A 13,601-nucleotide genomic window follows, 5' to 3' on the forward strand; every position below is an offset into this window, starting at 1 on the left:
CGCCCCCGGCCGGCCGCGGGCGACCTCTCACGCCTCGCCCCGCCGCGCGGGCGGCTCCTCCTCGAACCACACCTCGGCCGGATTCCCCAGCCAGCGGCTGTCCGCGGGGATGGACTCGGCGCGCATCACCAGGGACGCGGGCCCCAGGGTGCTGCGGGCGCCGATCTCGCTGCCGGGCAGCACGATGCCACCGGGACCGAGGGTCGCGCCCGTGCGGAGCACCACCGTATCCATGCGCATGATCCGGTCGTGGAAGAGGTGGGTCTGAAGGACGCAGCCGCGGTTGACGCTGACGCCGTCCTCCAGGGTGACGAGGTCGGCCTCGGGCAGCCAGTAGCTCTCGCACCACACGCCCCGGCCGATGTGCGCGCCGAGCCCGCGCAGCCACAGGCTCATCACGGCGGTGCCGGGCACCGCGCCGACCAGCCACGGCACGGCCAGCACCTCCACGAAGGTGTCGGCCAGCTCGTTGCGCCACACGAAACCGCTCCACAGCGGGCGCTCGACCGCCCGGAAGCGGCCCACGAGCAGCCACTTCGCGGCGATCGACACCAGGGCGGCGGCGCCGCCCGCGGCCAGCAGCACCGGCCCCGACAGCAGCGACACCGCCAGGACGCCCGCGTCGCGGGCCAGCCGGGCCAGCACGGCCAGGACGAGTATGGCCAGCGCGGCGGAGGCCAGCACCGGCACCAGGCGGCAGACCTCGACCAGCCCGCGCGCCCACACCAGCCGTACCGGCGGCGCGTACGTCAGGCTCTGGTCGGCGTCGTCGGCCGTGCGCGGCAGCCGTACCGGCGGCATGCCCAGGTACGAGCGGCCCTCCTTGGCCTTCTTCGGCGTCGCCGACAGCACCCCGACCAGGCCGCGGTCCGGGACGGCGCGCCCCGGCGCCGTCATCCCCGAATTGCCGAGGAACGCGCGCTCGCCGATCTCGGCCGCGCCGATCCGCAGCCAGCCGCCGCCGAGCTGGTACGGGGCGACGAGGACGTCGTCGGCGAGGAACGCGCCGTCGCCGACGGTGGTGAGGCTCGGCATCGCCAGCACCGTGGAGACCTCGGCGCCGCTGCCGACCTTCATGCCGAGCGCCCGCAGCCACACGGGCGTGATCAGGCCCGCGTACAGCGGGAAGAGCTTGTCGCGGGCGGCGTCCATGAGCTGGATGACCGTCCAGGACTGCCAGCCGACGCGGCTGTGCAGCGGGTGCCAGCCGGGCCGCAGGCCCAGGCTCAGCAGCCGGACGGCGGCGATCAGCAGCGCCGCGTACACCAGCGCGAAGGCGAGGGTGGCGGGGACGAGCGCGATGAGCGCGCCCCGCGCGGCGGCGCCGAGACCGCTGTGGGCGGGCACCAGGCAGGCCGCGACGGCCAGCGCCGCGAGCCCGGCGATCAGCGGCAGCAGCGTCACGCCGACGCCGCTCGCGCCGTACGCCGCCGCCCAGCGGGCCCGGCGCGCGGGCCGCTGCTTGGGCCAGCGCCGCTCGGCCTTGCCGACCTTGACGGCGGGCGCGCCCGCCCAGCTCTGCCCGGTCGGCACCTGCCCGGTGACGCTGGACCCGGCCGTGATCTGCGCGCGCTTGCCGATCCTGGCGCCCGGCAGGAGTGTGCTGCGGGTGCCGACGACGGCGCCGGAGCCGACCTTCACCGGGCCGACCTCGAGCCGGTCGCCGTCCAGCCAGTACCCGGCGAGGTCGACCTCGGCCTCGACCGCGCAGCCCCGGCCGAGCTTGAGCATGCCGGTGACCGGCGGCAGCGAGTGCAGGTCCACGTCCGGGCCGATCCGCGCGCCGAGCGCCCGGCCGTACCGGATCAGCCAGGCCCCGGACAGCGAGGTCGCGCCGGTCGCCTCGGCCAGCCGCTCGGCCGCCCACAGCCGCAGGTGGACGCCGCCGCCGCGCGGATAGCTGCCGGGGGTCAGCCCGCGCAGCAGCAGCCGGGCCCCGGCCGCGGCCAGCGCGAGGCGGCCGGGCGGGCTGAAGAGCAGGACGGCCCCGGCGGCGACCAGCCACCAGGACGCGGTGGGCGCCCACGGGTAGTGGCCGGTCCAGGCCAGGGTGTTGCCCAGCGCCAGCAGCCCGGTCGTCCAGCGCAGCCCGGTCAGCGCGAACAGCGGCAGCAGCGCGAGCAGTTGGACGGCCTTGGCGCGGGCGGACACCGGCGCGATCTCGCGGGCCGGGCGGTCGTCCCGTACGGAACGGTCCAGCATCCTGGCCAGCTTGCGCACGGTCGGCGCCTGGTAGATGTCGACGACGGCCACCGACGGGAAGCGGGTCCGCAGCAGCGTCGTGAGCTGGGCCGCGGCCAGACTGCCGCCGCCGATCGCGAAGAAGTCGTCGCGCGCCTCGACCACCGGCACGCCGAGGACTTCGGTCCACTGCTCGGCGACCCACGCCTCGGTGCCGCGCAGCGGCTCGGCGGCCTCCTCGCCGGGCGCGGGGCCCGCCGACTCCGGCAGCGGCCAGGGCAGCGCGGCCCTGTCCACCTTCCCCGAGGTGCGGGTCGGCAGGCCGGGGACGGTCGCCAGCAGCGGTACGAGGGCGGCGGGCAGCTTCGTGGACAGCTCCGCGACGGCCGCGGCCCGGTCCCAGCCCTCGCTCGCCACCACGTAACCGACCAGCAGCTGATTGCCGCGCCTGGTCGTGCGTACGGCGGCGGCTGCCCCCGCCACGCCAGGCAGCGCCTGGAGCGCCGCGTCCACCTCGCCCAGCTCGATCCGGCGCCCGCCGAGCTTGACCTGCTCGTCGGCGCGGCCCAGGAACAGCAGCCCCTCGGGCTCGGCGCGTACGAGGTCGCCGCTGCGGTACGCGCGCGCCCAGCCCATCGACTCCAGCGGCGCGTACTTCTCCGCGTCCTTCTCGGCGTCGAGATACCGGGCCAGGCCGACGCCGCCGATGATGAGCTGGCCGCTGCCGCCCATCGGCACCGGCTCGCCCGCCTCGTCCACCACGGCCAGCTCCCAGCCGTCCAGCGGCAGCCCGATCCGTACCGGGCCCTCGCCGGTCAGCAGCGCCGCGCAGGCGACGACGGTGGCCTCGGTCGGGCCGTAGGTGTTCCAGACCTCGCGGCCCTCGGTGACCAGCCGCTCGACCAGCTCCGGCGGGCACGCCTCGCCGCCGAAGATCAGCAGCCGCACCTCGTTCAGCGCCTCGGCGGGCCACAGCGCGGCCAGCGTCGGCACCGTCGAGACCACCGTGATCTCCTGCTCGGCCAGCCACGGCCCGAGGTCGCTGCCGCCGCGCACCTGCGAGCGGGGGACCGGGACCAGGCAGGCGCCGTTGCGCCAGGCCAGCCACATCTCCTCGCACGAGGCGTCGAAGGCCACCGACAGGCTCGCCATCACGCGGTCGCCGGGACCGATCGGCTCGTCCTGGAGGAACAGCGCGGCCTCGGCGTCCACGAACGCCGCCGCGTTGCGGTGCGTGACCGCGACGCCCTTGGGGCGGCCGGTCGAGCCCGAGGTGAAGATGATCCAGGCGTCGTCGTCGGGGGAGGGGCGGCGCGGGGCTTTCGACGCGGGCGGGTCGTTCGGCGCGTGACGGGTGCCGGTCACGGTGGTGGCGTGACGGGTGCTGGTCACGGTGGTGGCGTGAGGAGGGCCGGTCCGGGCGGTGGCGTGAGGGGTGCCGGTCGGCGCGTGAGGTGCGCCGGTCAGGGTGAGGGCGCGGTCCGCGCCCAGTACGGCGGCCACCCGCGCCTCGCCGAAGACCAGCTCGGCCCGCTCGTCCGGGTCCTCGGCGTCCACCGGGACGTAGGCGGCGCCCGCCGCGAGCACGGCCAGGATGCTGACGTACAGGTCGTTGCTGCCCGAGGGCACCTGCACGCCGACCCGGTCGCCCGGCCCGATCCCGGCCGCCGCGAGCCCGCGCCGCAGCGTGTCGACCTCGGCGGCCAGCGCGCGGTACGTCAGCGCGGTGCGCCCGTCGTCCAGCGCGGGCTCCTGCGGGTGCGCGAGGACGGTCGCGTCGAGCACGTCCAGCAGCGTCCGCGCCCCGGCGGCCGTGCCTCCCGCGAAGTGGGCGTGCGGAAGGCTCGGCCGTTCGGCCGCGTCCAGCACTCCCAGCAGCAGGTCCACATCCCGCAGCGGGTCGCTCTCCACGCTCAGATCCATGCGCTCCTCGTCCCTCGTCCCCCGTCCGGGGGCCCGGCACCCTGCTCAGGCGTACAAAGCAAGACAAGCCGACCAATCTTACGGGCGGCCTTTCCGCGCCGCCTCCCGAGCGACCCCGCGCCCACCCGCGTTTCGAACGCGTTTCCGCCCCCTCTCGCGCCCCCTCTGACCTGCGCGGCGACCGCCCCTTCCGCCCCGCCCGCCGACGCCCGGCCGGCGCGGCCGAACGTGCCGCAACACACACGAGGAGCCGCGAAGAGATGGCCGCGCGATGTCATCGCGGCGAACGTGCGGTGTACGGGAGATGTACGACTGGGGTCAGACCGTTCTCCGGCTCGCCGACGGTCGCGCGAGGACCGTGACGAGCACGGCGAGATCGGCGGCTCCCGCCGCGTCGTCCGCGTAACGCGCGATCGTGAGCGGACCCACCTCGCGCAGGACGACGCCTTCGCGGGCGAGCACATACGTCAACGCCAGCAGCGCGGAACGGGCGTTGCCGTCGGCGAAGGGGTGGAAGAAGGCCACGTCCAGATACGTCCGGGCGGCGCGCGCGGCCAACGGCACGGCGGTGTCCGCGCTTTGGGCCAGGCACTCCGCGAAGTCCGCCGGGGTGCGCGAGTTCAGCCCGTACCGTTCCCGGCCGCCCTTCGCGTACGCGTCCCCGGTCCTGAACGCCGCCTCGTCCGCACCGAGCACGGTCCGCTGCCACCCGGCCAACAGGCCGAACGTCAGGGGCACTTCGCATACGGCGTCGGCGCGGGCCGCCTCGTACGCGGCCAGCAGGCGGCGGGCGCGGACGGGGTCGCGGCGCCGGACGGGGCCCGCGCACCAGGCGGCGAAGCCGTCGACGGCCGGGGTGGTCCGGCCTGCCGTCACGTCGTCGGCGCCGGTGGCCGTCCAGTCGACCCGCCGCCGTACGCGGCACCAGGCCGCCAGCGCGTCGGGGCCGGTCCCGTACGCGCTCGCGGGAACGGCCGGGTCCCCGGGCGGCTGCGGCGCGGTGGACGTCATCCGCCGTCGTGCCGCTCTTCGAGGTGGCTGTACTCGCGGTGGTCGCGGTAGGGGAGGCGGCCGGTCAGGGCGACGGCCAGATCCTCGCCGACCGAGTCGACGAGCGTGGACGGCGGGGCGACCCAGCTCGTGAAGCGTCCGCCGATGGCGCTGTCGACCACGGCCGTGGCCTCGGCGTCACCCATTCCGCAGGAGGTGAGGTACCACCCCAGCACCAGTCGGCACGTTCCGTACCAGCCGCTCTCCGCCTGCGTACGGTCCACGACGCGCGTGACCAGCCGGACCGCCGCGCGTTCCAGGTGCCAACTGCGCTGCTCGGGGGAGGCATCCGGTGCCGGGGCCAACTCCCGGAAGCGCTCAGCCAGTTCCTCCAGCCAGTCCCGCCACTCGGTCAGCGCGGCGACGGCCTTGGCCGCGGTCGCGTCCGGTGTCGTCACCGAGTGCGCCCCGCAGCACCAACTGCCGACCACACCGCCGTCGTTGTCGCCCTCGCCGACGCTCCAGTTCCACTCCCGCGCCCAGGATCCGTACCGCTCGACGAAGAGCGCGGTGATCCGCGGCACGCAGCGGCGCTCCCGCGCCCACTTGCCCGCCATGCCGGACCGCACCTGCGGCACCAACTCCCTGACCAGCGCCTCGACTCGCGCCTTCTCGGCGTCGTCCCAGGCGAACGGGTGGCGCTCCGGGTCGAGTTCGGGCCAGGTGGGGACGCGGTACGGGGGCGGTGGCGCGGGTTGCTCGGCGGACGTGGCGGGTTGCTCGGCCGGTGTGGCGGGTTGCTCGGCGGGTGTGGCGGGTTGCTCGGCCGGTGTGGGGGGTTGCTCGGCCGGTGCGGCGGGTTGCTCGGCTGACGTGGCGGGCTCCGGGGGTGCGGGTGCGGGCGGGGATGCGGACAGCCGTTCAGTGTCGCGGCCCGCGCCCGTGTCCGCCTCCGGTTTTCCGGCCGCCGGGGGCCTACTGACCGGCGGTGGCGGCGAAGCGCCGGGCGAGGGTCGCGAAGGCGTCCTTGAGCGCGGGCGGGCCGATGACCTCGACGGCGGTGTCGAACTGGGCGAGGGCGGCGGCGAGCGCGGGCCAGGACCAGGAGCCGAGGGTGAGGCGGCAGCGGTCGGCGGTGAGGGGTTCGACGAGGCCGTCGCGGGCGTAGGGGGCGACGGCGGAGGCGGGCAGGTCGAGCACGACGACACCGCGGCAGGGCCAGTCGGCCGCGCCCCGCGCGGGGGCCTCGGCGCCGCGGAAACGGGCGGTGACGAAGGCGGCCACGTCGCCGCCGGGCAGGTCGCGGGGGGTGAAGCGGGGTCCCGTGGGGGTGCGGGGGCGAATCCGGTCGGCGCGGAAGGTGCGCCAGTCGGCGCGGTCGAGGTCCCAGGCCAGGAGGTACCAGCGCCCGCCGCGCGCGACGAGGTGGTGGGGCTCGACGCGGCGGGGTGCGGCGGGGGAATCGGGCCCCTGTGTGCGGGGGGCGGCGGCGGAGCCGGGCTCGTGTGTGCGGGGTGCGGCGGCGGCACCGAGCTCCTGCGCGGCGGGAGCGGCAGGGGCCCCGGCCTCGGGCTCCGGCGGGCCCGCGTAGTCGAAGCGCAGCACCTCGCGGGCGTGGACGGCGGCGCCCAGCGCGGTCAGGACGTCGCTGTCGGCGGTCGCGGCGCCGGGCGGCGGGACGGCCGTCACCTCCAGGGCGTCGATCCGGTGCCGCAGCCGCGCCGGCATCACCTGCCGTACGGTCGCCAGCGCGCGGGCGGCTGCCTCCTCGATGCCCGCGCCCGCCCCCGTGGCCATCCGCAGGGCGATGGCCAGGGCCACGGCCTGGTCGTCGTCGAAGAGCAGCGGCGGCAGCCGCGCCCCGGCGTCGAGCCGGTACCCGCCGTCGGGGCCCTTGGCGGCCGCGATGGGATAGCCCAGCTCGCGCAGCCGGTCCACGTCCCGGCGGACCGTACGGGCGCTGACGTCCAGGCGTTCCGCCAGCTCGCCGCCCGGCCAGTCCCTGCGGGTCTGGAGCAGGGACAGGAGGGAGAGCAGCCGGGCCGACGTTTTCTGCATACGTCCGATTCTCTCCCGAGTACAGGACAGAAACTGTCCTGTATGGGTGCGAGGGTGGGTCGCAGACCGGGAAACACGCAGGTCACGAAGGTTCGAACCCGACAGCGCAAGGAGCCACCCATGTCCGTCACGACCGCCACCCACCTGAATTTCCGGGGCGAGGCCCGCGCGGCGCTCGACTTCTACGCGTCCGTCTTCGGCGGGCGCCTCACCGCCGTCACGTACAAGGACGCAGGCGCCGTACAGGCCGAGAGCGAGGCCGACTGGATCATGTGGGGCGAGGTCGTGTCCGACGACGGCTTCCACGTCATGGCGTACGACGTCCCGTCGCACCTGCCCTGGGACCAGGGCCGTAACGCCTTCTTCGTCTCGGTGCGCGGCGACAGCGCCGAGGAGATCACCGCGCTCTGGGAGAAGCTGGCGGACGGCTCGACGGTCGCGCAGCCGCTCGCGCCCGCGCAGTGGGCGCCGCTGTACGGCATGCTCACCGACCGCTTCGGGGTCGTGTGGGTCCTGGACGTCACTGCCCCGTACGGCGGCTGACGCCACGTCATGCCGCACGTGACGCCGTACGTGACGCCGCCGCTCGACAGCCGCGCCCTGAACCGGGCGACCCTGGCCCGCCAACTCCTGCTGGAGCGCTCGGACCTGCCGGTCCTGGACGCCGTCGCGCACCTCGGCGGCGTCCAGGCGCAGGAACCGCAGGAGCCGTTCACCGGGCTCTGGTCACGGCTGCGCGGCTTCCAACCCGCCGCGCTGGACTGCCTGTTGACCGGGCGCGAGGTGGTGCGCACCCATCTGATGCGCCGTACCGTCCATCTCGTCACCGCCGAGGACGCGCTCGCCTGGCGGGCCCGCCACGATCCGATGCTGCGGCAGCGCGTCCTGGGCACGTACCGCGACGAGTTGGCCGGGATCGACCTGGCCGCGCTGGCGGCGGCGGCCCGCGCCGTCGTGGCCGACGGCGAGGCCCGCACGATGGCCGAGATCGTCGCGGCGCTCGCGGACCGCTGGCCGGGGCCGCCCCGGCGCGTCCTCGGCGAACTCGTGGTCGCCGCCCTGCTCCCCATGGCGCAGCGGCCCCCGCGCGGCCTGTGGCGTACGAAGTCGGGCGTCCGCAACGTCCTGCTCTCGTCGTGGCTCGGCCGCGACATCGACCCGCCGCCCGCGGACGACGCGGCGGAGGACCTCGTCGGACAGGCGCTCGTACGCCGCTACCTCGCCGCGTACGGGCCCGCCGCCACCGCCGACCTGCGCGCCTGGTCCGGCCTCGCGGGGCTCCCCGCCGCGGTCGCCGCCGTACGCCCCGAACTCGTCGCCTTCCGCGACACCCAGGGCCGTGAACTGCTCGACCTCCCCGACGCCCCGCGCCCCGACCCCGGCACCCCCGCGCCCGTACGCTTCCTGCCCGCCTTCGACAACGCCCTTCTCGGCTACGCCGACCGGACCAGGATCGTGGACGACGCCCACCGCGGCCTGTCCGTCGCCGGTCAGCGCGTCGTCCTGGTCGACGGCCGCGTCGCCGCCACGTGGACGGCGGAGGCGCGGGGCGTCGCCGTCACCCCGCTCCGGCCGCTGCGGCGGGCGGAGCGCGCCGCGGTCATGGACGAGGGCCGGGCCCTGGCGGCCTTCCTCACGGACGGGGAGAGCGACCTGGTCCGCACCGCGTAGGCGCGGCTTGAACGCGCCCTTGGTCTACGGCTGTTGGGGTCCGTACGTCTCCTCGCGCGTCGGCCACGCGTCGGCGCGCGCGAGGTCGAGGACGAGGGCGGCGATGTTCCAGGCGTCGTCCTCGCCCCGGTGGTGCCGCCCTTCGAGCGGCAGCCCGGCCACGCGCAGCGCCTCCGCCATCCCCGGCCGCTTGCGCAGCCCGTACCCTTGCGTGAACACCGCCTTCGCGTTCACATGCGACCTGCCGAAGGGGTACGTGACCTGCGTCGCCCGGCACTGCCGCGTGAACTGGTGCCGGTCGTAGTCCCCCCAACTCGCCCACACCCGCGCCCCCGCCAGGTGCTCCCGCGCCAACTCCCCGCAGGCGTCGGCGAACGACACCCCGCGGTCCACCTCCGCCTGCGTCAGCCCCGTCAACTCCGTGCAGAACGCGCTCACCCGCGACCGCACCGGCCGCACCACCCACCGGTGCCGCCCCACCCGCTCCCCGGCCGCCAGGTCCACCACGGTCAGCCCGATCTCGATGATCTCGCTCACCGCCCCCGGCGGCGGCTGTCCGTCCCAGCACGTCGCCTCGACATCCACGACATTCAGCAACTCCCCGCCCCAATTCATCCGTCGAGCATAGGAAGCCAGCCGCCGGACGCCGAACCATTTCCCGACCAGCCTTCGGCCGGGAGGTACGGGGATGCGTCGGCGTCTTCTACCGCGTCCGCGTCACCGGCGGCCGCCTCCGCCCCCAACAGGCCACGTGCCCCCGGTCCTGACCGGGGGCCTGATCCAGGATTGACCCCAAGGCGGACGTTCCCGGGAGGGTGCTTCGGGCGGCGGATCTAGTGGGGTTGGCCGGACGTCCGGCGTAGGGGGCGGGCAACTGGGCGGTCAGCAGGGGCCGTTGTCGGTCCAGACGGCCCAGGAGGAGGGGTCGGTGGGGACGGCGTTGGTGGAGTAGTAAGTCGCCGTGAATTTGTGGCCGTTGTAGGAGACGGCGTTGCCGGGGACGTAGGAGGTGGACGGGCTCCAGGGGGCGGGGCAGGCGGGGGTGCCGCTGCCGCCTCCGGTGGTGGTGGCGGACAGCGGGACCGAGGCGGGGCTGACGGTGCCGGAGGCGGTGGCGGCGGCGACCGTGTAGGTGTAGGCGGTGCCCGCGGTGAGGCCGGTGTCGGTGAAGGACGTGCCGCCGGTGGTGCCGACCTGGGCGCCGCCGCGGTAGACGGTGTACGAGGCCGCGCCGGAGACGCCGGTCCAGGACAGGGCGACCGAGGTGTCGGTGGTGGCGGTCGCGTGCAGGCCGGTGGGCGCGGCGAGCGGCGGGGGAGTGCCGTTCGAGGAGACGAACTGCCAGGTGATGCCGGTGACGACACCCGTCCCGAGCGGCGCGAACTCCGCGAAGGCGGGCTGGCTCAGGTCGATGTGCGTCGCGTCGCACGTCGGGCACTTGTCGGCCACCGGCACCGTGAGCGTCTTGCCGTTGTACGTGACCTGGACCGAAATCCCGCCGCACAGAGGGTCGTTGTTGGGGTTGGCCGAGGTCCACCACTGGTACGACACCGCGACCAGATACTGCGTGGACGCGTCGATCCGCGTCCCGCACGCGCCGTACCCGACGTCGTTGTAGTACGTCATCGACCCGCTCATCGGCTGCCCGACCGGCACGGCGGCCACGGCCGGTCCGCCGGCGAGCAGCACGAGCGCCGAGGCACCCGCCAGGGCGCCGAGCCAGGACGTGACGCGGCGCGTGACCCGTCGGCCGACCCGTCGCCTGACGCTTCGCCTGATACCTCGCCTGACACCTCGCGGAGCGCGCAATGTACCTCTCCTCTACGTCTGTTCAGAGTGGGGGGAGCCTGAGCAAGGCGTTGAGCACGGGGCGTACTTGGCGTCCGGGGCTGACAGTACGCGAACAAGCCGCCGTACGGTGGCGAGGCGGCGGCACACCGAACGGTTCAGGACGTCGTTGTCATGCCCTCCCACCGGGCACAGGTCACGCGCCCCCGCCCGGCCCCCGAGCCCCCGGCGCGCCCGCCGCGAGCAGCCCGTCCACGAACGTCCGCAGCCCGTCGCGATACGTGTCCCGCAGGGCCAGTTCGTGCCACCGGCCGCTGACGGCCGCCAGGTGCGGCACCTTCTCCGCGTCGAACGTCTCGCGGAACACGGGCGGTTCGCCGCCGCTCGGCCACCGTACGGAGTGCGCGCGCACCAGGATCTCGCCGACCGTGTAGTACCAGATGCTGCGGAAGACGTGCACGGACTGCTCCTGCGTACAGCCGTGTTCGTCCGCCCCGGACACGATGCCCTCGACCATCCACAGCGCCGATTCGTCGAGCAGCCCGACGAAACCGTCCGTGGTCAGCACCTCCGCCGCCCACGGCCAGGCGGCGAGCGCGTCGTGCAGCGCGGTGGCGGACGCGATGACGCGGTCGCGCGGATCGGCGGGGAGTTCGGGGCGTTCGAGCTGGCTGATGTGGTGTTCGAGCAACTGGACGAGCAGGTCTTCCTTGTCCCGGATGTGGTGGTAGAGCGTCGTCGGCCCGATGCCCAGCTCGGCGGCCAGCCGCCGGATCGTCAGCTTCTCCCAGCCGTCGCGGTCGATGAGCCGACGGGTCGCCGTGAGGATCTCCGCGCGGGAGGTCACGGGCGGGCGGCCGGTGCGGCCGTTCGGCGCGGGGGCGGCGCTTGCGCGCTTGGACGGCGCGGGCTGCTCGGGCTGCTTGGACGGCGCGGGCTGCTCGGGCGACGCGGACTGCTCGGACGGCTGGGGCGACGCGGGCTGTGTGGGCGGTCGGGGCATGGGCCCATCATGCCGCGCCGCCGCGCGCGGGCCGTACGACGTACGCCGTGACCTGCGCGAGGGTCCGTCCGTACCCGTGAAGCGCGCCCCGGCCGCGTACGGCCGCCGTGCCCGCCCCCGGCCGCCCGGCGTACCCCCGTCCGCCTCCGGCCCCCCGCGTCCGTCCCCGTCCGCCCCCCTCCCGATTCCCATCCGGTCCATCCGGTGCTACTTTCGGAACACGTTCCTAAAGTCGGGACGGCAGAGAGCAGCGGCGCGCGCCGGCGCCGAGAACGGGGAGTCCGCGATGCGGAAGAGGCTGAGGAAGAGTCCGAGCAGCAGCCCGATCGAACCGGGGGGTCCGGGCGGGGGTCCGGGCCGGGGTCCGGGCGGAGGCACCGGCGGAGGCACCGGCATCCCGGCGCCCCCGACAGCCCCGCCGAGCGGGGCCCCGGCGGCCGTCCGCCCGGGGCTGACCCTCGCGGTCGTCGCCGTCGTCCAGTTCATGGTGTCGCTCGACGTGTCCGTCGTGAACGTCGGACTGCCTCAGATCGCGTCCGGCCTCGGCTTCGGCCCGGTCGGCCTGACCTGGGTGATCCACGCGTACGCCCTCACGTACGGCGGCCTGCTCCTGCTCGGCGGCAAGGCGGCCGACCGCTACGGCCGCAAGCGGGTGCTGCTGCTCGGGCTCGCCCTGTTCGGCCTGGCCTCCCTCGGCGGCGGCCTCGCCCAGAACCCCGCCCAACTCGTCGCCGCCCGCACGATCCAGGGCATCGGCGCCGCCGCCCTCGCCCCCGCCGCGCTGGCGCTGCTGACCGGGACGTTCCCCGAAGGCCGGGCGCGCGTCAGGGCGTTCGGCATCTGGAGCGCGGTCAACGCGGCGGGCGGCGCCTTCGGCGTCGTGATCGGCGGTGTCCTCACGCAGTACGCGAGCTGGCGCTGGGTCATGCTGGTCAACGTGCCAATGGCCGCGTGCGCGCTGGCACTTGCCTGGCGCGGGGTCACCGCGACCGCGCCGAACGCGCGCGCCGGCCGCCCCGACGTGCTCGGCGCCGTACTCGCCACCGCGGGCATGACGCTCCTGGTCTTCGGCGTCGTCCGCACCGACCGGCACGGCTGGACCTCGGGCGCCACTCTCTCGACGCTCGCCGTCGCCGTCGTCCTGCTGGCCGCCTTCCTCTCCGTCGAGCGGACCACGGCCCGCGAACCCCTCATCCGGCTCGGCCTGTTCGCCAACCGCTCGGTCTCCGGCGCGAACGCGTTCAACCTCCTGGTCGGCGCCGCCATGACGCCGTCCTTCTACTTCGTCTCCCTCTACCTCCAGGACATCCTCGGCAAGGGGCCCGCGCTGACCGGCGCGATGTTCCTGCCCTTCACCTTCGGCCTGATCGGCGGCTCCGTGCTCGCCATCAAGTTGGGCTACCGCTTCCCGCCGCGCACCCTGCTCGTCACCGGCGGCATCCTGACGGCCGTCGGGCTCGGCTGGTTCGGCATGATCAGCGCCGACGGGTCCTTCGCCGCCGACATCCTCGGCCCCTCGATCGTCGCCAGCGTCGGCTTCGGCCTCTGCCTCGGCCCGGTCGTCTCCACCGCCACGGCGGGCGTCGCGCCCCACGAGACCGGCACCGCCTCCGGCCTGCTCAACAGCTCCCGCCAGATCGGCGCCTCCCTCGGCCTCGCCGCCCTGGGCACCGCCGCGCAGCACCGCACGGGCGGACGCGCGACGCTCGGTGCGCTCTCCGACGGGTACGGGTTCGGCCTGACGCTGGGCGCCGCGCTGCTGGTCGCGGCCGTGGCCGTCGCCCTGACGGTGCTGCGGCGGACCGGGGCGCCGGGGCGTGAATCCCCGTCCGTGGAGCGGGACTTGGTGCCGACGGGGGACTGAGGGGGGACTGAGGGGACGGTACGGCCGGACGGCGGCGGGTCGTACGGGGTCCGGTTGTACGGGTACGGCCACGCGGTGGCTCGGCTGTACGGGGGCGGGCTCTTTCCCGCCACCGTACGGTCA

At 75.2% G+C, this 13,601-nt stretch carries 10 protein-coding genes; 3 read left to right on the forward strand and 7 right to left on the reverse strand.

What is annotated here, in order from left to right:
• Positions 1-27: 27 nt before the first annotated feature.
• The 4 genes from ABZX65_RS17365 to ABZX65_RS17380 all read right to left on the reverse strand — a co-directional run bounded on the left by ABZX65_RS17365 (position 28) and on the right by ABZX65_RS17380 (position 7,152).
• Positions 28-4,104, reverse strand: a complete 4,077-nt coding sequence (locus ABZX65_RS17365) for a Pls/PosA family non-ribosomal peptide synthetase (RefSeq protein ID WP_355339906.1) — start codon at positions 4,102-4,104, stop codon at positions 28-30.
• Positions 4,105-4,422: 318 nt separating this feature from the next.
• Positions 4,423-5,115, reverse strand: coding sequence for a Fic family protein (locus tag ABZX65_RS17370; RefSeq protein WP_355339909.1), 693 nt, complete (start codon positions 5,113-5,115; stop codon positions 4,423-4,425).
• A complete protein-coding gene (locus tag ABZX65_RS17375) occupies positions 5,112-5,711 on the reverse strand; it encodes a hypothetical protein (protein WP_355339912.1) in 600 nt (199 codons plus the stop codon). Before ABZX65_RS17375 ends, ABZX65_RS17370 begins: the two co-directional genes overlap by 4 nt.
• A 358-nt stretch (positions 5,712-6,069) precedes the next feature.
• Positions 6,070-7,152 (reverse strand): WYL domain-containing protein, encoded by a 1,083-nt coding sequence (locus tag ABZX65_RS17380; RefSeq protein WP_355339915.1) that lies wholly within the window; start codon positions 7,150-7,152, stop codon positions 6,070-6,072.
• Positions 7,153-7,272: 120 nt separating this feature from the next.
• Between ABZX65_RS17380 and ABZX65_RS17385 the strand changes: the two genes are divergently transcribed.
• Both ABZX65_RS17385 and ABZX65_RS17390 read left to right on the forward strand, forming a co-directional pair.
• Positions 7,273-7,695: a VOC family protein gene (locus ABZX65_RS17385; RefSeq protein WP_355339918.1), complete on the forward strand. Its 423-nt coding sequence runs from the start codon at positions 7,273-7,275 to the stop codon at positions 7,693-7,695.
• Between the two features lie 9 nt (positions 7,696-7,704).
• Complete coding sequence (locus ABZX65_RS17390; RefSeq protein WP_355339921.1) at positions 7,705-8,823, forward strand: winged helix DNA-binding domain-containing protein; 1,119 nt, start codon at positions 7,705-7,707, stop codon at positions 8,821-8,823.
• A gap of 24 nt (positions 8,824-8,847) precedes the next feature.
• On the opposite strand, the gene ABZX65_RS17395 is transcribed toward ABZX65_RS17390, so the two are convergent.
• The 3 genes from ABZX65_RS17395 to ABZX65_RS17405 all read right to left on the reverse strand — a co-directional run bounded on the left by ABZX65_RS17395 (position 8,848) and on the right by ABZX65_RS17405 (position 11,458).
• Entirely contained in the window at positions 8,848-9,438 is a 591-nt protein-coding gene (locus tag ABZX65_RS17395; protein ID WP_355339924.1) for a 3'-5' exonuclease, read from the reverse strand.
• Positions 9,439-9,705: 267 nt separating this feature from the next.
• Positions 9,706-10,632, reverse strand: a complete 927-nt coding sequence (locus ABZX65_RS17400) for a cysteine/serine endopeptidase inhibitor (RefSeq protein ID WP_355339927.1) — start codon at positions 10,630-10,632, stop codon at positions 9,706-9,708.
• A 175-nt stretch (positions 10,633-10,807) separates the two neighbouring features.
• Positions 10,808-11,458 (reverse strand): TetR/AcrR family transcriptional regulator, encoded by a 651-nt coding sequence (locus ABZX65_RS17405; RefSeq protein WP_355340154.1) that lies wholly within the window; start codon positions 11,456-11,458, stop codon positions 10,808-10,810.
• A 442-nt stretch (positions 11,459-11,900) separates the two neighbouring features.
• Between ABZX65_RS17405 and ABZX65_RS17410 the strand changes: the two genes are divergently transcribed.
• Positions 11,901-13,478, forward strand: coding sequence for an MFS transporter (locus ABZX65_RS17410; RefSeq protein WP_355339930.1), 1,578 nt, complete (start codon positions 11,901-11,903; stop codon positions 13,476-13,478).
• The last annotated feature ends 123 nt before the right edge of the window (positions 13,479-13,601 follow it).

Source organism: Streptomyces sp. NPDC003300, from assembly GCF_040610915.1.
Lineage (GTDB): Bacteria > Actinomycetota > Actinomycetes > Streptomycetales > Streptomycetaceae > Actinacidiphila.

What these genes read in the sequence shown, in the direction of transcription:
- ABZX65_RS17365 (WP_355339906.1), bottom strand. Translation starts at nt 4,104, where the DNA reads ATGGATCTGAGCGTGGAGAGCGACCCGCTGCGGGATGTGGACCTGCTG.
- ABZX65_RS17370 (WP_355339909.1), bottom strand. Translation starts at nt 5,115, where the DNA reads ATGACGTCCACCGCGCCGCAGCCGCCCGGGGACCCGGCCGTTCCCGCG.
- ABZX65_RS17375 (WP_355339912.1), bottom strand. Translation starts at nt 5,711, where the DNA reads ATGGCGGGCAAGTGGGCGCGGGAGCGCCGCTGCGTGCCGCGGATCACC.
- ABZX65_RS17380 (WP_355339915.1), bottom strand. Translation starts at nt 7,152, where the DNA reads ATGCAGAAAACGTCGGCCCGGCTGCTCTCCCTCCTGTCCCTGCTCCAG.
- ABZX65_RS17385 (WP_355339918.1), top strand. Translation starts at nt 7,273, where the DNA reads ATGTCCGTCACGACCGCCACCCACCTGAATTTCCGGGGCGAGGCCCGC.
- ABZX65_RS17390 (WP_355339921.1), top strand. Translation starts at nt 7,705, where the DNA reads ATGCCGCACGTGACGCCGTACGTGACGCCGCCGCTCGACAGCCGCGCC.
- ABZX65_RS17395 (WP_355339924.1), bottom strand. Translation starts at nt 9,438, where the DNA reads ATGAATTGGGGCGGGGAGTTGCTGAATGTCGTGGATGTCGAGGCGACG.
- ABZX65_RS17410 (WP_355339930.1), top strand. Translation starts at nt 11,901, where the DNA reads ATGCGGAAGAGGCTGAGGAAGAGTCCGAGCAGCAGCCCGATCGAACCG.